Below are 23,432 nucleotides of genomic sequence, written 5' to 3' on the forward strand. Positions count from 1 at the left end.
CAGGAGCTTGCGTCCCGCCGCACACCGCCTCATTCAGTAGGAATGCGGAACTCGAATTCGGGACGGTCCCACGGTACGGCGGGCGGGTTCGCGAACGCGGTCCCGGTCCGCACCGCACCAACGCGGTGGTAGAAGTCCTCGGCGGGGAGATGCGACACGACCTTGACGCGGTCCAGCCCGGCGGCGCGGGCCTCGGACTGCATGTGATCCACGAGCAGCCGTCCGATGCCCTGCCCTTGCGCTTCGTCGGCGACGAACAGCAGGTCGAGCTCCGGTGGAGCGACGAGGAGCGCGTAGAACCCGAGGACCCGGCCTCCGGGCTCGTCGGCGCCGACGGCCACAAAGACGCGGTGCGCCTCGATGTAATCGGGACCGACCCGGTAGCCCGCGACCGCGGCTGCGTACTTGCCCTCGTAGGCGCCTGAGCCACGCACGAGCCGCGTGAGCCGTTTGGCATCCCGCGCGACGGCCCTCCGTATCGTGACCGGCTGGCTGATCGGAGAAGGGCGTCGACTCATCGGGAGAGTATGTCGCACCGGGACCACCATCCCACGGCGGGCCGGGCAGGCGTTCCTGTATCGCGCCCGGGAACCGCTCCCCCGGGCCCCGGCCGGCCACGAGCCCGCAGGCGCGGACGGCTCGGAACGCCTCGGCCGGTGCTGACACCGATCCGCCGTGGCAGGTCAGCGCCGTTCTCCATCGCCTGCACGCCTCCCTCTGGGCTCGGTCACCCGTCGTGACGCCGTCCGGCGCACCTCGGCCGACCTCCGGCCCCGCGTATCCGTCCAGCGGCGTGGACGAGGACGCCGCCCGGCCGTCCCGGAAGCCGGTCTCAGCCGCCGCGCCGCACTCGGGCCGCCTTGCGGGCCTCTGCGAGCTTGCGGGCCTCGCTGCTCTTGCGGGACGACGACCTGCCACCGGAACCGCTCTTCGCGTCCTTGGTGCTGCCCAGGCCGCCGAACGGGACGTTGTGGTTCTTGGGGCGCGGTACGGCCGGCCCGCCGTCGAGGGGCTTTCCGGAGGGGGCCTTGGCGCCGGTGATACGGCTCAGCTCCGCTTCGCCGGACCGCACCTTGGTGACCCTGGGGGTGACGTCGGCATCCGCCATGACCTGGCTCGTCTCGCGGCGCTGTCCCGACAGGACGAGTGTCACGGCGGTGCCGGAGCGGCCGGCCCGGGCCGTGCGGCCCGCGCGGTGCAGATAGTCCTTCGGGTCGTTGGCCGGGTCGACGTTGACCACGAGGTCGAGGTCGTCGACGTGCAGGCCGCGTGCGGCGACGTTCGTCGCTACCAGCGCGGTGATCTGCCCGTTCTTGAACTGGGCCAGCGTCCGGGTGCGCTGCGGCTGGGACTTCCCGCTGTGCAGGGCGGCGGCCGCCACGCCACTGGCCCGCAGATGCCGCGTGAGCTGGTCGACGCCGTGCTTGGTGTCCAGGAACAGCAGGACGCGGCCGTCCCGAGCGGCGATCTCCGTGGTCACGGCGTACCGGTCCGGGCCGTGCACGACGAAGACGTGGTGCTCGATCGCGGAGACGGCGCTGGACGAGGGGTCCACCGAGTGGACGGCGGGGTCGCGCAGGTAGCGCTGCACCAGCTGGTCGACGTCGCCGTCGAGGGTGGCGGAGAACAGCATCCGCTGCCCGTCGGACGGCACGTGGTCCAGTATCTCGGTGACCTGCGGCAGGAACCCCATGTCACACATCTGGTCGGCCTCGTCCAGAACCATGATGCGCACCCGTCCCAGTCGGCAGCCCTTGCGCTCGATGAGGTCGTGCAGCCGGCCGGGCGTGGCGACGACGATCTCGGCGCCGTCCCTCAGCATGGCGGCCTGCCGTCCGATGGACACGCCGCCCACCACGGTCGCGAGCCGCAGCCGCAGCCCCTCCGCGTACGGCGTGAGCGCCTCACCGACCTGCTGCGCCAGCTCCCTGGTGGGCACCAGAACGAGCGCCAGCGGCTCTTTCGGCTGCGCGCGCCGCCCGGCCGTCCGGGCGATCATCCCCAGGCCGAAGGCGAGCGTCTTGCCGGATCCTGTGCGGCCCCGGCCCAGGACGTCCCGTCCCGCGAGCGCATTCGGCAGCGCCGCCGCCTGGATGGGCGAGGGCACAGTCACACCCTGCGCATCGAGCACCCGCAGAGCCTCGGCCGGCAACCCGAGCTGGGCGAAGGACGTCGCCGTGGGCACTGCCGAAGTGGCGCTCGGCGCCTCGGACGCATCGCCCTGCTGCCGGGCATCGGCACGTGTTGATTCGCTCACAGAGAGCCTTCCTCCGAAGGGACCGTACCGAGGAAGGCGCGGCAGACGCGGCCGCCGACCAGAGACACCAACGGAGCACCGACACAGCGACACGGCAAAAGCACAACCTAGCACCCTGTCCGGCCATCGATCCCTCGGAGATCCTTCACCGCCAGAACTGACAGCAGACAGGTGCTGCTCAGGGCTTGAGGAGCGGCGGCGGGTCTCAGCGCCGCCACCCCATGGGCGCCGCTCGGCACGGAGGCAGTGGCAAGCCGGGGCAGTACCTCGATCGCGGATCGTGTGAGGGAGGTGTCTGCGGCGGAGTCCTGGCATCTCGCAGAGGGCCCTCCGTCCTGAGGGGCCGCGCCCATGAACGCCGGTCCGGTCGGCCCGAGCCGACCGGATACAGTGCGCGAGAGAGGGCAGCCTGCTCAGGGAGGGCGAGCGTGACGGACACCAGCGACACCCGGCCCGCCGAGGGCGAAGCGCAAGCGCCGCGGCAGAGCCGACTGCACCGCCTGATGCGCTACCTCCCTCTGATCGCCCCCGTCCTGCTGTGGGCCGTGCCCTGCTGGGTGCTCCTGCACACCGGCCAGCATTGGCCGCTGCCTGTCACGCTGGCCGGCACCTCTCTGTTCGCCCTCGGTCTCATCGGTATGCCGCTCGCGATGGTGCGCGGCCACGGACGGCGCCAGCAGGACCGGGCGGCGATCACCGGTGACACCCTGCTGGGCACCAGCTGGGTTCTGTTCACCTGGTCCGTCCTGTTCGGCGTCCTCCTTCGGCTCGCCCTGACCCTGGCCGGCGTCGGCGAGAGCCAGGACCGGGCCCGCATCGTCACCTGGGCCGTCCTCGGCACAACCGCCGTACTGCTCGGCTGGGGGTACGCCGAGGCGCGCCGTGTGCCGCGCGTGCGCCGACTCGACGTGCGGCTCCCGCGACTGGGTCCCGGGCTGGACGGTCTCCGCGTCGTGCTCATCACCGACACCCACTACGGCCCGCTCGACCGCGCCCGCTGGTCGGCGCGGGTGTGCGAGACGGTGAACACCTTGGAAGCCGACCTGGTCTGCCATACCGGCGACATCGCGGACGGTACGGCCGAACGCCGCCGCGCCCAGGCCGTCCCCCTCGGTACCGTGCGGGCCACCCGGGCCCGGGTGTACGTCACCGGCAACCACGAGTACTACAGCGAGGCCCAGGGCTGGGTCGACCTGATGGACGAGCTGGGGTGGGAGCCCCTGCGCAACCGCCATGTGCTGCTCGAACGCGGGGGCGACACCCTCGTGGTCGCCGGCGTGGACGACGTCACCGCCGAGTCCTCCGGACTGGCAGGCCACCGGGCGCACCTCGCCGGAGCCTTGCACGGCGTCGACGCCGAGCTGCCCGTCCTGCTGCTGGCGCACCAGCCCAAGTTCGTCGACCGGGCGGCTGCAGCCGGTATCGACCTCCAGCTTTCCGGGCACACCCATGGCGGCCAGATCTGGCCCTTCCACCACCTGGTCCGCATCGACCAGCCCGTCGTGGCGGGCCTGAGCCGGCACGGCACCCGCACCCTGCTTTACACCAGCCGCGGCACCGGCTTCTGGGGCCCGCCGTTCCGCGTCTTCGCTCCCAGCGAGATCACCCTGCTCGTGCTCCGCTCCCCGCACCCGCCCGCCTCGCCGTAACACCAGGGCTCCTCCGGAGGGTCACGGGCCGAGCCGGGGCCGGGCCGAGGCAAGGTCCGGCCAGTGCTTCAACCGACCAGTGCCCCCATCGTGTTGACCGCCCACGGCAGGCAGTGCTGGAGTCGGCACGTGGACAGCATCCCCGCCAACCGGCGGCTCTGGAACCGGATCAGCAGCGCCTACCAGCGCGAGCACGACCCGCAGATCGGTGCCGCACCCCGGCTGTGGGGCATGTACTCCATCCCCGACGCGCACCTGCACGCCCTGGGCGATGTCACCGGCAAGCGCGTCCTCGAACTCGGCTGCGGCGCCGGCCAGTGGTCCGGGGCGCTCGCCGCCGAAGGCGCCATCGTGGTCGGGCTCGACCTGTCCGAAGTCCAACTCGCCGCAGCCGCCGGCGCGATGGGAGCGGCCCGCTACCCGCTGGTGCAAGGCGCCGCCGAACAACTCCCCTTCGCCGCCGACAGCTTCGACCTGGTGTTCTGCGACTTCGGAGGGCTCAGCTGGGCGCCCCCGGCACCTGGCCGTCCCCCAGGCCGCACGCGTCTTGCGCCGAGGCGGGCGCCTGGTGTTCAACGTTGCCAGCCCATGGTTCGAAGCGTGCTACGACGAAGCCGCCGGCCGCGTGACCACGACGCGCGATCAGCCATCAGCTCACCTACGGTGGCTGGGTCAGGGTCCTGCGCGGCGCGGGTCTCGTCATCGACGACCTCATCGAGCCGCGGCCCGGACTCGGAACACCCAACGGCTACAACGAAACCGACCCACCCGACTGGGCTCACCGCTGGCCGGCGGAACTGCTCTGGGTAACCCACAAACCGTGAGTTCCGCCGCGCCGAGACGGGAGGCATCCCCTCACCGGACAGGCCGACCGGTCGCTGAGCATGGGGTCCCGGCGGCGGGAAGTCGGTTGAGGCCTGCCGAACAGGCACCTGCAGCGCCATTACTCCGGAAAATATGCGGTTCAAGTTCGCTCGTGCAGAAAAGTTTACGGTGGTCCATTGACCGGGGCCGAGGCGCCCGGATAGAAAGATCACGACCAGGATCGGGATCGCGAGTCCGGTCCGTACAGCTCTGCCCCGGGGGATTTCCCTTTGCCGCACACAGATGCACTCCGGAGGCGCCACTCTGATCGGCGTCGCGGCCGAGAGGGGACTGCGGGCCGCCATCGCCACCGCCGACCGCCGGCCCTCAGACGCTGTGCGCGCGGCGGCCGACTCGGTGCTGACGGTGGAGACCAACGACCGGGCCGCCCTCGAAACGGCCGGCTCGCACTGCACCGGGCCGAGTCGTTCGAGGCCGTGCGAGTGCGCGACCGGCTGGCTGGTCCTCGCGGCGCTCTTCGCCCTGCTCGGGCTCGCCGCGCCGCCGCTGGTGCGCGGCCTGGAGAAGGCCCGCGCGCGGACGGAGCCCGCACCGGCCTGAGCGGACCGGCCGGCGCCCGTCCGGACCACATCTGTCACACCTGTCCGACCCGAACAAGTAGGCGAGCACCATGACCGTACAGCGACGACACGACCCGGACGAGCGCGGCTTCGCCAGCGACAACTACGCGGGTGCGCATCCCGAGATCCTGGCGGCGATCGCCCTGGCCAACGGCGGCCACCAGGTCAGCTACGGCGCCGACGTCTACACCGAGCGACTCCAGGACGTGGTGCGCGGCCACTTCGGCCCCACCGCGCACACGTACCCGGTCTTCAACGGCACCGGCGCGAACGTGGTCGCGCTGCAGACCATGCTCGACCGCTGGGACGCCGTGGTCTGCGCCGAGTCGGCCCACATCAACGTCGACGAGGGCGGGGCGCCCGAGAAGGTCGCCGGAATCAAACTCCTGACGGTCCCCGCGTGGGACGGCAAGCTCACCCCTGAGCTGATTGACCGTCAGGCATGGGGCTTCGAGGACGAGCACCGGGCCCGGCCCAGGGTCGTCTCGATCGCCCAGTCCACCGAGCTCGGCACCTGCTACACACCGGACGAGATCCGTGCGATATGCGAGCACGCGCACAGCCTCGGCATGCTCGTCTACCTGGACGGCGCCCGGCTCGCCAACGCCGCCGCCACCCTCGGCGTGTCCCTGCGGGAGATGACCACCGACGCCGGCGTGGACGTCCTCTCGCTCGGCGGCACCAAGAACGGGCTGCTCTTCGGCGAGGCGGTGATCGTGCTCAACGAGGACGCGGTGCGCGGCATGGCTCACCTGCGCAAGGCGAGCATGCAGCTGGGCTCCAAGATGCGTTTCGTGTCGGTGCAGTTCGAGGCGCTGCTGGGCGGCGACCTCTGGCTGCGCTCGGCGGCACGCTCCAACGCGATGGCCCAGCGGCTGTACGAGGCGGTGCGCGACCTGCCGGGCCTGGAGATCGCCCGCCCGGTGCAGGCCAACCAGATCTTCGCCGTCCTGCCGCCGGCCGTCACCGAGCGTCTCCAGAAGCGGTTCCGCTTCTACACCTGGGACGAGCAGGCCGGCGAGGTCCGCTGGATGACCTCCTTCGACACAACGGAGGGCGACGTGGACGCCTTCGCGGCGGCCATCGCGGAGGAGCTGGCGGCGGAGCGAGGCCAGGCGCGGGCGGGCGCACTGTCCACGGCCGAGCGTGAGGAACTGGCACAACTGCGCCGCAGGGTCCGGGCGTTGGAAGAAACGATCGAAGGGCTGGCGAAAGAGCCTGCCCTCTCCCCGAACGGCAAGACGAAGTAGCCGCCTGAGCCGGGCGAACCACTCGTGTTCGGCGCTCTCGCGGCCGCGCTCCAGCGTCTCGACGAGCGCCGTCCGGCTAACCGACACCATCGTCGGCTCGGTGTCCCGGGCCGGGCCGCCCGCCTCGTGCAGGCGACAGGCGGAGTGCCGTCCCGGGTGAAGGTGAGACCTTCCACGGCCTGGTAGCGACGACGGTCGACGGGCTGTGCCTTCAGGTGCAGTTGCGGTTCGCTCGTTCACACCAGCCCACCGACCGCTGCGGCGCCGGCCCTGTCAGCACTTGCCCAGTGGCGGGCCCGCGTCCCCAGGCGGAAAATGGAACTGCGGATCAGAGCGCATGAGAGCCCACGGCTTTGCCTGGCTGCCCCTTGCCCGATCCCGCGATCCGGCCCTGTGGCGCGAGCACGGTCTGCCGATTCTTCCGTTCGGCTCAGGGGCACCCGGCCCGCGCCGTATGGAGGTGCATACGTGATGACGAAATCCAGCGAGCAGCAAGCTCCGACGGTGGCCCGCTCGCGGACGATGTGGGATGTGTTCTGCCCGGATGAAGATCTCAACGTCGTCATGCTGTTCCCGAGTAGACAAGCCGCCAAGCAGGCCGCGGCCGAGCACAACGTCCAGTTCACTCCAGCACACACGGCGCTGGCCGTCGTGCACACGCCCAGCGACGAGGACCCGCCGCACCTTACGGAAGCTCAGCGCGAAGCGTTCGAGGAGAACGCCGCCGCACTCGACAAGGCCGAGGAGCAGCTCCGGGGTGTCCAGCAGCAGGCCCGTGCGAGGTTGAAGGCCGTGGGCCTCAATGACGTTCCCGACGACGGAACCTCGTGTTTGAGCTGCGGGTGTCCGGCCTACGTGACGACACCCCACCACCCCGCCGCGCCTTGCCCGAGAGAATTCTGCGGGCACAACTGGGCCAGCCATCATTGGTGAGCTGCCCTGCGCCGACGGGGTGGAGCCAGGATGATCCTGGCTCCACCCCGGGTGCCGGTCCGTCAGAAGCCCGTCACTGGAACTGTGCGAAGAACCTCCAGATCTCTCCCTTGGTCCAGGTGGTGACGCCGCTTTCGTTGGGCGAGCCGTCGACCGGGCCGGGTATGTGGCCTCCGTCGAACGCGGCCCACTGAACCGGGTATCCGGCTCGGCAGCCCGAGTAGGTCGTGGTGATGTGCGTCCGGCTGCCCGGGGCGGGCTCGCGCGGGCTCTGGGCGGTGCAGCCGTTGTTGGCGACGAACTTGTCGCGCAGGGACCGTCCTTGCCCGATGCCGAGGACATTGTCGCCGATGCCGTGGATTCCGAAGTAGGCGATGGGCTGGGTGCCGCCGGAGCACCCGCTGATCTGGGCGCCGGAGATGACCGCGACGGCCCTGAACACGTTCGCCCGGCTGCAGGCCAGTGCGTAGCTCATACCGCCGCCCCAGCTGAATCCCGTGGCGAACCGCTGTGCCGGGTTGACACAGAGACCGCCCTCGATGCGCCGGATCATGTCGTCGACGAAGGTGACGTCCTCACCGCCCGCATTGGCCCAGCCGTTGCCGAGACCCTGGGGGGCGACGAGGATCGCGGTGTTGTTCGACTGTTCCTGCTGGCCGTAGTAGGACCAGGCGTTCCCGCTCGTGCCGCCGGAGGCGACGTCCCCGGCGGTTCCGCCCCGCCAGTGGAAGGCGAAGATCAGCCGGTAGCGGTGGCTGTTGTCGTAGTTGGCGGGGACCCTGAGGATGAAGCTGCGGCTCTTGCCGCCGCTCTGGATGGTGTGCGTACCGCTCGCCAGCGCCGGGGCGCTGCCGCATCCGCCGCCGCCACCGGACGACAGCTTGACCAGCGACCATTGCTGGTTGGCGCCGCCCCAGTCGGTGTACTGGACGACGTTGCCGCCGTCGGCCGTGGAGGCGCCCTGCACCTCCACCGCCTTGCTGCTGGTGCGGTTGACCAGCCGGACGTGGCCCCCGTCGGAGTCGGCCAGGCGGAACTGCTGGTTGGCCCCGTTGTGGTCGGCCCACTGCTGGATCGCGGCACCGTCTGCGGTCGAGGCGCCTGCCACGTCGAGAACCTTGCCGGAATGCCGGGCCTTGAGGCGGTAGAAGCCACCTCCGGAGTCCACGAACTGCCACTGCTGGTTGGCACCGTCGGTGCGCGTCCACTGGCTGACCCGCGCGCCGTCGGCGGTTGACGTGCCGGAGACGTCCAGCGCCTTACCGCTGTTGCGGTTGACCAGGACGTACCAGGCATTGGTGTCCACCGTCGCCGCCTGGGCGGACGGTGCATCCACCGCGGTGAGCATGCCGATCGCGAGGGTCGCCGCCACCACGGCGGCGACCCGTGACCACCAGGTCATCGATGCCTCCTTTTCGTTGGTGGGCCGGACTTGTCAGGTGCGGGTCCAGCGCTGGTTGCCGCCGTTCGAGCAGGAGTAGAGCTGGATCAGGGTGCCGTTGGCGGTGCCGCTCGATACGGCGTCGAGGCAGAGACCGGACTGGACGCCGACGATGGTTCCGTCGGAGTTGAGGCGCCACTTCTGGTTGTCCCCGCCCCAGCAGCTGTAGATCTGGACCTTGGTGCCGTTGCCGGTGCCGGCGGCGTCCAGGCACTTGTTGCCGTAGACCCTGAGCTCGCCGGCGGCGGTGTGCGTCCACTGCTGATTGGTGCCGCTGTGGCAGTCCCACAGCTGGAGCTGGGTGCCGTCGGTGGTACTGGCGTTGGGCACGTCCAGGCAGCGGCCCGAACCGACGCCCTTGATCTGTCCCGAACCCGGAGAGGGCGTGGAGGAACCGCCGTTCAGTGCGTTGAGGACGGCGGTGTAGGCGGGCTTCTTGCTGCCGTTGTCGTTGAACAGCAGCGGAGTGTGCTCCCGCCGCCAGGAATCCGAGTCGCGCACACCCCAGACGGTGATGCCGAGGCAGCGCGGGACGGCGAGACAGTCGTTGGTCACGTTGGCGTAGGTCGTGGCCGAGGCGCCCTGGATGTCGAGCTCGGTGATGGCCACGTCGACGCCGAGGGCCGCGAAGCTCTGCAGGGTGGTGCGGAAGTTGCTGTTGTAGGGGCTGTCGTTGTTGAAGTGCGACTGGAAGCCGACGCAGTCGATCGGCACGCCGCGCTGCTTGAAGTCCCGGACCATGCGGTACATGGCCTGGGTCTTGGCCCAGGTCCAGTTCTCGACGTTGTAGTCGTTGTAGCAGAGCTTGGCGCCCGGGTCGGCGGCGCGCGCGGTGCGGAAGGCTACCTCGATCCAGTCGTTGCCGGTGCGCTGCAGGTTGGAGTCGCGCCGGGCTCCCGAGTTGCCGTCCTCGAAGGCCTCGTTCACGACGTCCCACTGGACGATCTTGCCCTTGTAGTGGGCCATCACGCCGTTGATGTGGTTGATCATCGCCTGGCGCAGGGCGCCGCCGCTGAGGCTCCGCATCCAGCCGGGCTGCTGGGAGTGCCAGGCCAGGGTGTGACCGCGCACCTGCTTGCCGTTCTGCACCGCCCAGTTGTAGACGCGGTCACCGGCGGCGAAGTCGAACCGGCCCTGCTGCGGTTCGGTGGCGTCTATCTTCATCTCGTTCTCGGCCGTCACCGAGTTGAACTCACGGCTCGCGATCGACGTGTACGCCGAGTCGCCCAGCCTGCCTGAGGCGATGGCGGTGCCGAAGTAGCGGCCGCTCTGCGCCGCCGCGGCGCCGAGGGTGCTTTCCGCCGCGTGTGCGGCCGGTGGCGCGGCCAGTGCGGTGACCACACCGACGACACCGACGATCAACGCCAACAGCAGGCTGCGGATCTTCCGGCGAACGGCCGGTCCGGGAAGGGCGTACGAGCCCATGGCTCTGCCTCCAAAGTAGAGATGAGGGGGGACCGCCACGCGGCGTCGCGTATCTCTCCACCTGCGCGACGAGTGCTTCGGGTGCGCTGATCGGTCGTGCAGCCGTGCGTGGATCTGCCGTGCAACGCAGATTGCTCAGGTCAAGGCGGTTCGGCATTTCGAACCATGGCCGGTACCTAGACACGGATGATTGAGGGATTGACGATGCATCGTCAATACTCACGACAGAGGAAGTTTCGGTTACCGGTCCGAAGATTTCGGCATCCCGGAGACCTCGGCGGCCACCGCATCACCCATTCCGGCGGGTGCGATATGTGGCCAGATCGGCAACAGCCCTTGACCGGAGGGCCTCATATTTCTAGCTTGTGGCGTCGAAGCTTGCGGGAATTCCGCGAAATGTTTCGCGCTTCCCTGCCTCGTGGCAGTCCGCTCTGCGGTTCATCGGGTCCACCCCCACCCCCGAAGGAGTGCCCTCTGATGTGGTTTCGCCAGACGTCCCCGGTCCGTCCAAGACGCTTACTCGCCGCCCTCGCGCCCTTGCTGCTGGTGGCCGCCTTCCTCGGCGCACAGCCCGCCCACGCGGCCACCGTGGACCCCAACGCCTCGTATGTGCTGGTCAACCGCAACAGCGGCAAGGCCCTGGACGTCTACAACATGGCGACCGGTGACGGCGCCCGCATCACCCAGTGGACGAGGAACGACCAGAACCAGCAGCAGTGGCAGTTCGTCGATTCCGGGGGCGGCTACTACCGCATCAAGTCCCGTCACTCGGACAAGGTCCTGGACGTCCACAACCGGTCCACCGCGAACGGCGGCTCGATCGTCCAGTGGGCCGACCAGAACGCCACCAACCAGCAGTGGCGCCTGGCCGACAGCTCCGACGGCTACGTGCGGCTCATCTCGCGCCACAGCAACAAGGCCCTCGAAGTGCAGGGCGCCTCCACCGCCGACAACGCGAACATCGTCCAGTACGACGACTGGGGCGGCACCAACCAGCAGTGGCAGCTCGTCAAGGTCGGCGCCGACACCCCGGGCCAGTGCGCTCTTCCCTCGGCATACCGCTGGACATCGACGGGCGCACTGGCGCAGCCCAAGTCGGGGTGGGCCTCGCTCAAGGACTTCACCGTCGTCCCCTACAACGGCAAACATCTCGTCTACGCGACGACACACGGCGCCGCGGGAACGGGGAGGGCCTGGGGCTCGATGAACTTCACCCCGTTCACCAACTGGTCGGAGATGGCCTCGGCCGGCCAGAACGCGATGTCGAGCTCCACGGTCGCGCCCACGCTCTTCTACTTCGCGCCGAAGAACATCTGGGTGCTCGCGTACCAGTGGGGCAGGACCGCCTTCGTCTACCGGACGTCGAGCGACCCCACCAACCCGAATGGCTGGTCGTCCGAGCAGCCGCTGTTCTCCGGAAGCATCTCCGACTCCGGAACCGGACCCATCGACCAGACGCTCATCGCCGACGGGACGAACATGTACCTGTTCTTCGCCGGTGACAACGGCAAGATCTACCGGGCCAGCATGCCGATCGGGAACTTCCCGGGCAGCTTCGGCTCGAACTCGACAGTGATCATGAGCGACACGAAGAACAACCTGTTCGAAGCCCCGCAGGTCTACAAGCTCCAGGGCCAGAACCGCTACCTCATGATCGTCGAGGCGATCGGCTCGCAGGGCCGCTACTTCCGCTCGTTCACGGCCACCAGCCTGAACGGCTCATGGACACCCCAGGCCGCGACCGAGAGCAATCCCTTCGCCGGCAAGGCCAACAGTGGCGCCACCTGGACCAACGACATCAGCCACGGCGAACTGATCCGCACCAGCGCCGATCAGACCATGACCGTCGATCCCTGCAATCTGCAGTTGCTCTACCAGGGGCGCAGCCCCAACTCCGGCGGTGAGTACGGTTTCTGGCCCTACCGTCCGGGTCTGCTGACACTGCGGCGCTGACGGCCCGGGAAACAGTGTCAGGCCGGGAAGCGAGCGACGCTTCCCGGCCTCACCGTGTGCCGTCCCCTATGTACGGGAGCATCTCGTCACTGAATCGACCACGCCTGGTTCGGCTGGTTGAGAGCCATCCACTGGTCGATCGCGGCCCCGTTGGCCGTCGAGTTGCCGCCGACCTCCAGGACCTGTTTGGACTCGAAGTTGCGGATGACGTATCCGCCGCTGGCCGGCTCGAAGTACCACAGCTGGTTGTTGCCGCCGCTGTAGGTGTACTGCTGGAGGTGCGCCCCCTTGCTGTGACTCGAGTCGGCGATGCCCAGGACCTTGCCGCTGTTCCTGTTGACGATCCTGTAGAGCTGACCGCTCACCTTCACGATGTTCCACTGCTGGTTGGTGCCGCTGTTGCCCGGCCACTGGATCACGGCCGCGCCGTCGGCGGTGGCGGCCTGGTAGACGTCGGCGACCTGCCCGCTGTTGACGTTCTTGATCGTGTAGTACGTCGTCGGGTTGACGTTCGGTGTACCGGTCGCGTCCTCCAGGGCGCCCCCGGCCTGGTGCACGCTGAAGTCCGAGAAGAAGAAGAAGTACGCGCCGTCGGTCTTGGCGACCCGCACATAGCGAAACTTCTGGCGGACGTCGATGTTCCCCGTCAGCGTGGACGCCATCGGCAGCGTCGCGCCGTCCTGGCGTCCCAGCACGGTGTACGTCGCGAACGTCGGGTCGTTGGAGCCGCGGATCTCGAAGTTGCTGCGCGTACCGGGCTGGTCGATGTCCTGGCGCATCGTCAGGGAGTACTGGCCGAGCTGGTAGGACTGCCCCAGGTCGACCTGCCACCAGGCAGAGGTGTCGGTACCGGTGGGTGACCAGCCGGTGGAGCTGTCGTTGTCGTTGGCCTTGGACGCCGCCACACCGGAGTTCAGGACGGTGGACGCGGAGGCCGGCTTGTTGTAGGCGAGGTTGAGCTTCGCCGACAGGGTCTGGTAGGCGGGTTGGAGACCGGAGGCCTGGGTCACCGAGGTGTCGGCGATCGAGTTGCCGGACAGCGTCACGTTGCTGCCGTTGCGGTTCTGGAAGACGAAGCCGTAGCCGTCGGTGCGTGACACGTTGTTCGCGACGGTCATGTTGTTCGACCCCTCGTCCAGGTAGATGCCCACCACCGCGGAACCGCAGGCGGCCGGGGACCGGACCACATCGTGTATGTAGTTGTTGTTGATCACCGTGCCCGGGTCGTTGGAGAGGTGGTAAATGCCGGCGGTGTCGCACATCCGGTTCACGACATTGCCGATCCGGTTGTAGCTGATGCTGTTGTTGCCCGCGGCGTTGGCCGCGGACTGCCAGCCCCAGCCGAGCGAGATACCGGCCCACGGGGTGTCGCTGATGTCGTTGTGGTTGATGGTGGTGCTGTTGACGAAACCCGCGTTGATGCCGGCGGTGCCCAGGTAGTCCTCGCCGATCCGCGTGATCAGGTTGTTGTTGACCGTGACGTTCTTGACGACCTCGCGGGCGTCCTCACCGGCCGGGGACGTGGGCGGGTTGTAGACGGTGTGCATCTCCACGGTGGGGTCGGAGAACTTGCCCACCATGATCCCGTTGCCCGCGATGTCGTGGACGACGTTGCCGGTCACGTCGCTGCCGTGGACACCGTGGTGCAGGTCGAGGGCGGTGGCCCCCATCTGCGTGAAGGTGTTCCCGGTGAAGGAGACCCGGTCGGCGTCGGCTACGTGGACCCCGGCCGGCGGACGGTCGACGTACTGGTTGTTGGAGGTGTCGGCCGACACGTTGTAGAGGCCGCCCTGGCCGTTGAGCAGACCGTTGCTGGTCGCTTCCATCCAGGTGGTCTGCGCGAAGGTGATGCCCGAGAAGCGCACGTCATGGACCGGGGCGTCCAGGCTGGTGCCCTTGACCTCCACGAGCGTCGGCAGGGTGGGTGCCTGCACGGTGGCGGTGGACATGTCCTCGCCCGAGCGCGGCTTGTAGTAGACCGTCTGCGCGGCCTTGTCCACGTAGAACTCGCCCGGTTCGTTGAGGAATTCGTGGGCGTTCTCGAAGTGCAGCGGGGAGCCGTTGGCCAGGATCGGGTAGGGCCGTTGGAAGAGGATGCCCGCCTCGTGGTCCTGGATGGAGACGTTGGCCGTGCCATTGCTGGACGTGAACGACTTCAGCCGCAGGTGGTTCTCCGCCCACTGCAGCTCCAGGACCATCTCGACCTGACTGAGGCTGCTCCAGTTGGAGATCTGCGAACTGAGGACCTTGAGCAGCTTGTTGGTCTTGTCGCTGCCCTGCAGTTGGAAGTCCGAGCCGACGTCGGGGTAGCGCGCGCGGGTGGCGCGCACTCCGTTGACGTACAGCTGACGGAAGTCGAGGCCGCCCACGGAGGCCTTGTACTCGCCGTTGCCGACGGCGGTCCAGCCGTTGATCCTCCTGCCGCTGCTGATCACGGGCGTCTCGCCGTTGTACGCCTGATAGGTGACCGTGTGGCCGTTCGTGCCTGAGTCGCTCGTGCCGAAGGTGAGGGGACCGGTGAGGGAATAGGTGCCTCCGCGCAGGTTCACGACGATGTCGTCCGACATGTTCGCGTTGACGGCACGTACCGCCGCCTGGGCCGCCTGGATGGTCTTGAACGCCGATGTGGTGCTGGTTCCCGAGTTGCTGTCACTGCCGTTGACGGGATCGACGTAGAAGTTCGCCGTGGCCGCGTGCGCTGTCTGGGCCGGCAGTACGGTCGCGCAGACGACGAGGGCGGTCGCGAGTGCTTTGCTCAACCCCGCACGGATGCGTAGGGGGCTCATGTGTGGTGTCCCTTCTGGGATCCCCGTTGCGTCATGAGTTGCATTTATCAACGGTAGTTGGGGTCAACGTCAAGACGATAAGCATGCCTATTTTTCGCTCAGGCAACACCGGTGCCATGTGTCCGCGCCTCAACCGGGCGACCCGCCCCCCGCCTAACGCGAAGTACGGCAAAAATGAGTCGTACTCATTTATCCGTTCCCTCGGGACGAGTTCCGCGGACGCGACAGCGACAGGGGGCGCAGCCCCGCACGACGACCTCCGCCGGGGACGGTCAGTCCGGCAGCGGCTGTTCGGCCCAGATCGTCTTGCCCTCCGCGGTGTGGCGGCTGCCCCAGCGCTCGGCGACCTGGGCGACGAGCAGCAGTCCGCGGCCGCCCTCGTCGAAGACGCGGGCGCGGCGCAGGAGCGGCGCGGTGCTGCTGCCGTCGGAGACCTCGCAGACGAGGACGTCGGAGCGGATGAGGCGCAGCTCGATGGGGGCGTTGCCGTAGCGGATGGCGTTGGTGACCAGCTCGCTGACGATCAGTTCCGTGGGGAACTCGAGCTCGTCCAGTCCCCAGGCGGCCAGTTGTTCGCTCGCCATGCGGCGGGCTCCGGCGACGGCCGCGGGATCCACGGGCAGGCTCCAGACGCGTACCCGGTCCGTGCCGAGACCACGAATCCTGGCCAGGAGCAGAACGATGTCGTCGGCCGCGGGCTCGGCCCGCACCTTGCGCAGCACCTCCTCGCAGGTCTCCTCCAGGCCCGCGACCGGGCGCCGGAGCGCCTCGCTCAACAGCTCCAGTCCGACGTCGATGTCACGGCCGGGGGTCTCGACCAGACCGTCGGTGTAGAAGGCGAGCAGGGTGCCTTCGCCCACGTCGATCCGCGCGGTCTCGAAGGGCATGCCGCCCAGGCCGAGCGGCGGCCCGGCGGGCAGGTCCAGGACCTGCGCCGACCCGTCGGGGTTCACCAGGACGGGCGGTGGGTGCCCGGCCCGGGCCATGTCGCACCGGCCGGCGACGGGGTCGTAGACGGCGTAGAGACAGGTGGCCCCGACCTCTGCCGAGGCCCCCTCCCCCTGCCCGCGGGTGTCCGGGCCCTCCTCCCGGTCGAGGCGGATGACCAGGTCGTCCAGGCGGGTGAGCAGCTCTTCGGGCGCGAAGTCGGCGTCGGCGAGCGTACGGACCGCGGTGCGCAGGCGGCCCATCGCGGCCGAGGCGTGCACCCCCTGGCCCACGACGTCGCCCACCACGAGTGCGACGCGGCCCCCCGACAGGGCGATGACGTCGAACCAGTCCCCGCCGATCTCGTCCCCCGAACCGGCGGGAAAGTAGCGGTGGGCGAGGTCCAGCGCCTGCGCCCGGGGCGGGCCGGGCGGCAGAAGGCTGCGCTGGAGGGTGATCGCGGTGTGGCGCTCGCGGGTGTAGCGGCGGGCGTTGTCGATGCTCACCGCCGCCCGGGCGGCGATCTCCTCGGCGAGGAGCAGGTCGTCCTCGGTGAAGGCGTCCGCGGTGCGGTGCCGCACCAGGTGCATCACACCCAGGGTGACGCCCCGGGCGCGCAGCGGCACCATCATCACCGCGTGGATGCCGAACCTGCGCACGCTCTCGGCTCGGGCCGGGTGTGCCGTCGCCCAGTCGCCCAGCAGCGGATCACCCATCCGGTACACGGCGCCCCGGCCCGTGATCAGTGCCCGAGCGGGTGCCGCGCTGGGCGGGCAGATGTCGATGCCGCCCTCCGGGACCACGGATTCCGGGCAGCCCGGCAGCACCGACCGTTGCGCGGTGCGGCGGAAGACGACCTCTGTGCCGGGTGGTGTCGGTTGCGGTTCATGGCCCTGGGCGACCGCCTCCAGCAGGTCGACGGTGACGAAGTCGGCGAACCCGTCCACCGCCACCTCGGCCAGCTCCTCTGCCGTCCGGGTCACGTCCAGGGTGCTGCCGATCCGCGTACTGGCGTCGTTGAGCACCGCCAGGCGGCGCCGGGCCCAGTACTGCTCGGTGATGTCGATCACCAGCGCGGACATGCCCAGCGTCTCCCCCGCCCCGTTCTTCAGCGGAGAGAGGAAGACCGACCACGCGTGATCGCGGATCTCGCCGGAGGCCCGGAAGGGCTGTTCCTCGCGGACGATCATCTCGCCGGTGCGCACCACCTCTCGTTGCAGGCGGTCGATCTCGTCCAGGGGCGGGGTGGGGTAGATCTCCCACAGGGTCTTGCCCCTCATCTCGTCCGGCCTGAGGCCCATGGCACGGCTCATCACCTGGTTGCAGGTCACGAACCGCGCCTCACGGTCGTAGACGGCCACCGGCAGCGGCAGTTGCGCGAGGGTGAGGTCCCACAGCTCCGTGGGCTCCTCCTCGGTCGGCCCGGCGGGGTAGGTCACGGCCGCCGGGGTGACGACCCAGGCGGTCCTGCCGCGCGCGTCCACCAGCGGCGTGCCCCTCAGCTGCGCCTTGACGCGGTCACCGTCCCGCCTGCGCAGTCCCACGTCGCTCGTCCACGGTTCGCTGGCGGCCAGGTGGCGCCGCATCGCCAGGGGCAGTTTCGCGGACAGCAGGTGGGTGGCGGGCCGCCCCACCACTTCCTCGGGCTCGTATCCGAGCATCCTTCTGGCTCCCGTGCTCCACACCAGCACGGCACCGCGGGCGTCGATGACGACGGCGACGTCCTCGGGCGCCGCCGCGCCCCCTTCTCCCGTGTTCGTGTCGGGTCGGTTGTCCATGGGGTGTCCCGACGTCGTTCCTGCCGCGCCCGGCACGGCCTGTGCCACCCGTCACGGGCGGTGCCTTCAGCATCCCGCCGCGGCCCGCCTCGCTCAACCGGCGGCGCCGGCTGTCGCCGGCGCCCCGGGCGCGGACCGGTGCCGGGCCGTCGGGGGCCGGCGGGACTCAGCGGACGGCGGGGGCCGACCCGCTGTGCCGGCAGCGGCGTCGGCGCGCAGCGCAAAGGCGCCTGACCAGGTCGGATCCCTGTCAGGCGCCCTTGCCGCCGGCCGGTCTAGCGCCGGTGCTTGCCCACGGTGACGACTCCCTTCGTCCCGGCGCCGCTCCCGTTGTCGTAGAGAACCTCGCCGGTGGACTTCTTCCAGATCCTGATGCGGAAGGTGTCCGGGCCGTCGGTGGCGGTGACCCGGAAGGCGTAGCCGCTCGTGCCGCCCACCGTGCCGGTGCCCTGGTAGACGGCCCGGGAGCCGTTCACCACCAGCCAGTCGGAGCCGGTCGAGCGGAAGGCGAGCCGGGCGGAGCCGAGGTCGAACGTGGCCTTGCCGGTGGGGACGGCGGCTCCCTTGCGGTACCGGACGCCCAGGGTGAACACGGCCTTACCGGTCAGCCGCGGCTGGGCGGGGTAGGCGCCGGCCGGTGAGGTGATCATGCCGGCGCCGACGGCGGGCCCCGCTGCCCGGTCGTAGACGATCAGTTCCGCGAGCGTGGTGCTGTCCGTCCCCTTGTCGTCGTCGGTGACCGTGACGACCGGGCGGTGGATGCCCGCGTCGTCGTAGACGTGTGAGGCGCGGCAGCCGGAGTCGGTGACCGTGCCGGTCGTCGGCCGGCTGCCGTCCTTCCAGTCGACCGTGCAGGTGTGGCGGTCGCCCGTGCCCGGGTCGTCGAAGGACGCGGTGACGACGGCGGCCTTGCCCACCGGGAGGGGCGAGCCGGGGCCCTTGGCGGAGGTGATCGACGGGGCGGCGTTGGAGACCTTGACGGTCGCGGTGTCGCTGCCGCGCCCGCCGGTCAGGGTGACCCGGAAGGTGCCGTCGTCGGCGCAGGTGAGGGTCGTGCGGGCCGCGGCGGGGTCCTCGACCGCGCACGGGGCGCCGTCCTGGACGGTCCACTTCGGCGTGCCCGCTCCGGAGACGGTCCCGGCGAGCGTGATCGCCTCGCCCTCCGTGCCGGTCGCGTCCGGCCCGGCGTGGACGACGGTGACCGGGTCGATGCCGCCGAGGGTCGGGACGACCTTCTCGATCAGGCCGTCGGGGCCGAACTCCAGCTTGTCGATGGTCGTTTCGCGGTGGGTGCCGTCTCCGCCGGGGATGGCGAAGCGGTGGTAGGCGATGTACCAGTCGTCGGTGTGGGGGACGTGGACGACGGAGTGGTGACCCGGGCCCTTGATGCCCAGCGACAGGTCCTTCTCCAGGATGACGCCCTGCTTGGTCCACGGGCCGGTGGGCGAGGGGCCGGTCGCGTAGGCGACGCGGTAGTTCTCGTCCCTTGTGTCGTTCTCCGACCACATGAAGTAGTAGGTGCCGTTGCGCTTGGCGACGAAGGTGCCCTCGTTGTAGCCGCTCGGGGTGATGTCCTCGACCTTCGAGGTGTCGAGCGAGGTCATGTCGTCGCCGAGCGGGACGACATAGGCGCGGCCGTTGCCCCAGTAGAGGTACTGCTTGCCGTCGTCGTCGGTGAAGACCGCCGGGTCGATCATCTGGCCGCGGAAGTCGCCGGCCTTGAGCAGCGGCTTGCCCAGGGCGTCCTTGAACGGTCCGGTGGGCGAGTCGGACACGGCGACGCCGATGTTCGCGTCGGCGCAGAAGTAGAAGTAGTACTTCCCGTCCTTCTCGGTCATCGCCGGCGCCCACGCCCGGCTGTCCGCCCAGCTGACGTCGGGACCCAGGTCGAGGATGACGCCGTGGTCCTTCCAGTGGACCAGGTCCGTGGAGGAGTAGGCCTTGAACTGCGTGCCGCTCCAGCCCTCGAAGCCGTCGGTCGTCGGGTAGAGGTAGAAGGTGTCGCCGAAGCGGACGATGTTCGGGTCGGCGTTCAGACCCGGCAGGACCGGGGTTTTCATGATCAGCGCCGAGACCTTCCAGGTGCGCTTCTTGCCGTCCGACCCGGTGACCTCGTACGTCACCGGCTTGGTGAAGTCGCGCACGCTGCCGGAGGCGGGGCTGATCGCCGCGCCCTCGGCGAGGGTGAACTCCGGTGCGAGCGCGGTGAGGTCGGTGCCCGCCTTCATCGGCAGGGTGATCGTGCCGGCCGCGTTGTCGATGAGTGCGTCGACCTTGAGCGCCGGGTGCGTCGCCCTGGCGATGCCCGCGGTGTTGCCGCTGAGTCGCATGACTTCGGTGCCCGTGAGGGCCCGGTCGTAGATCCGGAAGTCGTCGACCTCGCCGCCGAAGTACGGGTCGGCCGCGTACAGGGACCGGCCGATGTAGCCGCTGTGGTCCTTGGCCGCGTCGTACAGCTCGGACGGCTTGATGGTGGTCGTCGTGCGGGCCGCCTCGATGCCGTCGGCGTAGAGGATCATCGTGCCGGTGGCGCCGTCCAGCGTGACCGTGACGTGCCGCCACTGGCCGGGGGTGAGCTGTGAGCCGGCCGTCAGCTTCGACTCCGCCGACCAACTCGCCTTGGTGATGGCCGAGTAGAGGCTGGATCCGCCGTTGGACGGGGTGGCGAACAGGTACCTGTCGCTGTCGGGCCCGAGCCCGAACAGCCACTGGAAGCTGCTGCCGCCCTTCCACTTGGCGTAGGTCGACACCGTCACGCTGCCGGCGTCCTTCAGCACGCCGTTGGGGATCTTCACGTACGGCGAGTCGGAGCCGCCGGACATCTTGAACGAGCCGCCCTCGACACCGGTGCCGAAGTCGGGTGTGCGGACGTACGTGCCGTGGTGGCCGTGCCCGCTGGAGTCACGGGCGATGGTGCCACCGGTCTCGTCGAAGGCGTAGTGCAGCAGCAGGTCGGCCGGGACGTCCGTTCCCTCGCCGGACACGGTCACCTCGGCCCGAACCGGGATCGCGGCGCCGCCCGGCAGGCTGCCGGTGACGGTGAAGGTGCCGGCCTGGGCGTACTTCGACGCCGGGACGTCCTCCCAGTCGACGGAGACGGGCCGCTTGACGCCGTCGGCGTACTCGGCGATCACGGTGGCCGGCAGCACCGGCGCCCGGCCGATCGCGGTCTTCACCGAGACGTTCTCGACGCTCTTCACGATCTGGTCGGGCTGGTAGGCGCGCAGCAGCCGGTCGTACTCGGCCTGTGTCACCGGCAGCACGGTGCCGTGCCGGGGCTTTGCGGGCAGGTCGTAGCCGGCGGAGGGGGTCCAGGTGCCGGAGTCGAGGTCGGTCGTCTCGAACGGGATGTAGCCGCGGCCGCCGAACTCGTCGAGGAAGGCGTACCACTTGTCCTCGCTGTTGGACTTGAACACCAGCGGCCCCTCGGCGGCGTTCATCGCGCCCTTGCCGATGCCCTCGGCGACCGGGGTCCAGGACGGGTCCAGGATCGAGTCGCTCTTCTCCTGGAAGATGAACTTGCTGTTGGGGGTCGAGGAGGTGTTGTTCCGCTCGTCCTTGGACAGGCGGTAGTACGTGCCGTCGTGCCGGACCATCGTGGAGTCGATGACCGAGTAGCCCCGGTCGATCCAGACCTTGGGCTCGCTGAAGGTGTGGAAGTCGCGGGTGGTGGCGTACATCATGCGGTTGAACGTGTCGCCGGAGTGGTCGGCGTTGTCGTACAGCTTCGACGCCCAGAAGACGACGTACTCGCCGCGCTCGGCGTCGTAGAACGCCTCCGGCGCCCAGGTGTTGCCCGCGCTGTCGGGCGAGACCCTGACCAGGCGCTGGTTCGTCCAGTGCACCAGGTCGGTGGACTCCCAGACCATGATGGACTTGCTGCCGGTGCGCTGGGAGGCGTCCCAGTCTCCGTTGCCGTAGATCCTCAGGTCGGTGGCGATCTGGTAGAACTTGTCGCCCTCCGGGGAGCGGATGATGAACGGGTCGCGCAGGCCCTTCTCGCCGAGGGTGGAGGTGAGGACCGGTTTGCCGTCGTTCAGTTCGCGCCAGTGCAGCGGGTCGTCGCCCTTGCTGAGAGCGGCGTAGAGCTGCTCGCCGTCGGAGGTGCCCTCGCCGGTGAAGTAACTGAACATATAGCCCTTGAGCGGGGCCGCGGCGGGCAGTTCGGGCACCTTGGCCGTCATCACGCGCGTCGCCCGGGCCTCGCCCTTGGTGACGGTGGCGGTCAGGTCGACGGTGGTGGCGCCGTCGCCGTGCGCGGGTCGGTGGACCTCGCCGTCGGCGGAGACGACCTCCGGCTTGGCGGAGGACCAGGTGACGGTCGTGGCGTACGTGCCGCTCTCGGGCAGGGTGAGGTTGCCGCGGGCGTCGTCGAGGTTGTGGACCGTGAGGTCCTCGGCGGCCTGGCGGGTGGCAGCGTCGTCGTCGAGTGCGGGGCGGACCGTGACGTCGAAGGTCTTGGTGGCGGTCACGGTGCCCTTCTTCAGGGTCGCCGTGAGCGTGGCCCGGCCCTCCGGTGAGCCCGCCCCGGGGCGGGTCACCTTGCCGGTGGCGGACACCACCGACGGGTTGTCGCTGGTCCAGCTGATGGCGGAGCCGCCGGCCGGGCCCGTCCTGGGCAGGTCCAGGTCGGTCGTGACGCCGCTGATGTCGCCGAGGCTCAGGGCCTCCTTGTCGGCGGCGACGCCCTGCGTGGCGACGGGGAGGGAGAGCTGCTCGACCTCGGCGCCGGCCAATGCCCGGTCGTAGACACGGAAGTCACGCATCCGGCCCTTGAAGAGCTTGTCGGCGTCGTAGACGGACTTGCCGATGTAGTTGGCCTTGGTGATGCCTGCTCCGATGGCCCCGGGCGTGGTGGTCACCGACGTGTTGCGGCCCACCTCGACGCCGTCCTCGTAGAGCACGCCGTTGGATCCGGTCTGGGTGTAGGTGATGTGCTTCCACACGCCGCGGGTGAGGTTGTGGGAGTCGGAGGGCTTGGTGGTCTGCTCGGTCGACCAGTTGCCCGTCGCGACGGAGGTGCGGAAGGAGTTGCCCGTGGTGAACAGGTAGCCGTTGCCGCTGCCCGCGCTGGTGTTGCCGAAGCCGTAGAGGAAGTAGGGGGTGCTCTGGGCTGAGTCGATCAGCACGTCCAGGGAGACGGTGATCGCGTTCATGCCCTTCATGACGTCGTCCGGCACCTTGATGTAGGTGTCCGATCCGTTGAAGGCGAGGCCCTGACCGGAGGCCGACCAGTCGGCGGTTCCGCTGAGCGTGCCGTCGCGGCCGTTGCCGGAGGCGTCGGTCACGGTGGCGCCGGTACCGGTGTCGAGCTTGTACCACAGGGCCAGTCCCTCGGTGGGGTCCGCCGCTTCGGGCGCCGGTGCCCCCGGGGCCGCCTGCACGGAGACGGCGGGGCCGGCGAGGGCGAGCAGCATCGACGCGGCGGTCAGCCCGGCGAGGGGGCCCGCCAGGCGTCTCGCGCGGCTGCGAAGTCGTGCGACGTGCGTCATGTCGTGTGGGGTCCTCTGCTGAGGCATGGCTGATGACGGACAGGGCGGAGCGGTGAGCGCGGGGATGGCGAGGCGACGGCAACTCCTTGCCGTGGG

12 protein-coding genes and 1 pseudogene are annotated in these 23,432 nt (G+C 69.5%); 6 read left to right on the forward strand and 7 right to left on the reverse strand.

Annotated elements, in window-relative coordinates; genetic code table 11:
• Positions 1-29: 29 nt before the first annotated feature.
• Positions 30-518, reverse strand: coding sequence for a GNAT family N-acetyltransferase (locus AB0F04_RS27565; protein ID WP_362045823.1), 489 nt, complete (start codon positions 516-518; stop codon positions 30-32).
• Between the two features lie 314 nt (positions 519-832).
• Complete coding sequence (locus AB0F04_RS27570; protein ID WP_362046240.1) at positions 833-2,185, reverse strand: DEAD/DEAH box helicase; 1,353 nt, start codon at positions 2,183-2,185, stop codon at positions 833-835.
• 500 nt (positions 2,186-2,685) lie between these two features.
• On the opposite strand from AB0F04_RS27570, the gene AB0F04_RS27575 reads away from it, so the two are divergent.
• From AB0F04_RS27575 to AB0F04_RS27595, 5 genes and pseudogenes are all read left to right on the forward strand, one after another.
• Positions 2,686-3,906, forward strand: a complete 1,221-nt coding sequence (locus tag AB0F04_RS27575; RefSeq protein ID WP_362045825.1) for a metallophosphoesterase — start codon at positions 2,686-2,688, stop codon at positions 3,904-3,906.
• Positions 3,907-4,035: 129 nt separating this feature from the next.
• A pseudogene (locus AB0F04_RS27580) lies at positions 4,036-4,730 on the forward strand (class I SAM-dependent methyltransferase).
• Positions 4,731-5,013: 283 nt separating this feature from the next.
• Positions 5,014-5,331: a hypothetical protein gene (locus tag AB0F04_RS27585; RefSeq protein WP_362045827.1), complete on the forward strand. Its 318-nt coding sequence runs from the start codon at positions 5,014-5,016 to the stop codon at positions 5,329-5,331.
• A gap of 70 nt (positions 5,332-5,401) precedes the next feature.
• Positions 5,402-6,601, forward strand: coding sequence for a low specificity L-threonine aldolase (locus AB0F04_RS27590; RefSeq protein ID WP_362045829.1), 1,200 nt, complete (start codon positions 5,402-5,404; stop codon positions 6,599-6,601).
• 471 nt (positions 6,602-7,072) lie between these two features.
• Entirely contained in the window at positions 7,073-7,534 is a 462-nt protein-coding gene (locus AB0F04_RS27595; protein ID WP_362045831.1) for a hypothetical protein, read from the forward strand.
• Positions 7,535-7,607: 73 nt separating this feature from the next.
• On the opposite strand, the gene AB0F04_RS27600 is transcribed toward AB0F04_RS27595, so the two are convergent.
• Positions 7,608-8,936: an RICIN domain-containing protein gene (locus tag AB0F04_RS27600; RefSeq protein ID WP_362045834.1), complete on the reverse strand. Its 1,329-nt coding sequence runs from the start codon at positions 8,934-8,936 to the stop codon at positions 7,608-7,610.
• A 33-nt stretch (positions 8,937-8,969) separates the two neighbouring features.
• On the reverse strand, positions 8,970-10,400 hold the full coding sequence (locus tag AB0F04_RS27605) for an endo-1,4-beta-xylanase (RefSeq protein WP_362045837.1): 1,431 nt from the start codon (positions 10,398-10,400) through the stop codon (positions 8,970-8,972).
• A gap of 477 nt (positions 10,401-10,877) precedes the next feature.
• Here AB0F04_RS27605 and AB0F04_RS27610 point away from each other — a divergent pair, with 477 nt between their 5' ends.
• A complete protein-coding gene (locus AB0F04_RS27610; protein WP_362045840.1) occupies positions 10,878-12,353 on the forward strand; it encodes a non-reducing end alpha-L-arabinofuranosidase family hydrolase in 1,476 nt (491 codons plus the stop codon).
• A gap of 86 nt (positions 12,354-12,439) precedes the next feature.
• On the opposite strand, the gene AB0F04_RS27615 is transcribed toward AB0F04_RS27610, so the two are convergent.
• The 3 genes from AB0F04_RS27615 to AB0F04_RS27625 all read right to left on the reverse strand — a co-directional run bounded on the left by AB0F04_RS27615 (position 12,440) and on the right by AB0F04_RS27625 (position 23,336).
• The gene (locus tag AB0F04_RS27615; protein ID WP_362045842.1) at positions 12,440-15,112 is read right to left on the reverse strand and encodes an RICIN domain-containing protein; all 2,673 of its coding nucleotides are present in this window, start codon (positions 15,110-15,112) and stop codon (positions 12,440-12,442) included.
• Positions 15,113-15,411: 299 nt separating this feature from the next.
• Positions 15,412-17,844: a SpoIIE family protein phosphatase gene (locus AB0F04_RS27620; protein WP_362045845.1), complete on the reverse strand. Its 2,433-nt coding sequence runs from the start codon at positions 17,842-17,844 to the stop codon at positions 15,412-15,414.
• Positions 17,845-18,119: 275 nt separating this feature from the next.
• Complete coding sequence (locus AB0F04_RS27625; protein WP_362045848.1) at positions 18,120-23,336, reverse strand: family 43 glycosylhydrolase; 5,217 nt, start codon at positions 23,334-23,336, stop codon at positions 18,120-18,122.
• Between the last annotated feature and the right edge of the window lie 96 nt (positions 23,337-23,432).

The organism is Streptomyces sp. NPDC029041 (genome assembly GCF_040637515.1).
Lineage (GTDB): Bacteria > Actinomycetota > Actinomycetes > Streptomycetales > Streptomycetaceae > Streptomyces.

Excerpts from the sequence above, each read along its gene's own strand:
- AB0F04_RS27590 (WP_362045829.1), top strand. The coding sequence starts at position 5,402 with ATGACCGTACAGCGACGACACGACCCGGACGAGCGCGGCTTCGCCAGC.
- AB0F04_RS27600 (WP_362045834.1), bottom strand. The coding sequence starts at position 8,936 with ATGACCTGGTGGTCACGGGTCGCCGCCGTGGTGGCGGCGACCCTCGCG.
- AB0F04_RS27565 (WP_362045823.1), bottom strand. The coding sequence starts at position 518 with ATGAGTCGACGCCCTTCTCCGATCAGCCAGCCGGTCACGATACGGAGG.
- AB0F04_RS27625 (WP_362045848.1), bottom strand. The coding sequence starts at position 23,336 with ATGACGCACGTCGCACGACTTCGCAGCCGCGCGAGACGCCTGGCGGGC.
- AB0F04_RS27610 (WP_362045840.1), top strand. The coding sequence starts at position 10,878 with ATGTGGTTTCGCCAGACGTCCCCGGTCCGTCCAAGACGCTTACTCGCC.
- AB0F04_RS27605 (WP_362045837.1), bottom strand. The coding sequence starts at position 10,400 with ATGGGCTCGTACGCCCTTCCCGGACCGGCCGTTCGCCGGAAGATCCGC.
- AB0F04_RS27585 (WP_362045827.1), top strand. The coding sequence starts at position 5,014 with ATGCACTCCGGAGGCGCCACTCTGATCGGCGTCGCGGCCGAGAGGGGA.
- AB0F04_RS27595 (WP_362045831.1), top strand. The coding sequence starts at position 7,073 with ATGACGAAATCCAGCGAGCAGCAAGCTCCGACGGTGGCCCGCTCGCGG.
- AB0F04_RS27620 (WP_362045845.1), bottom strand. The coding sequence starts at position 17,844 with ATGGACAACCGACCCGACACGAACACGGGAGAAGGGGGCGCGGCGGCG.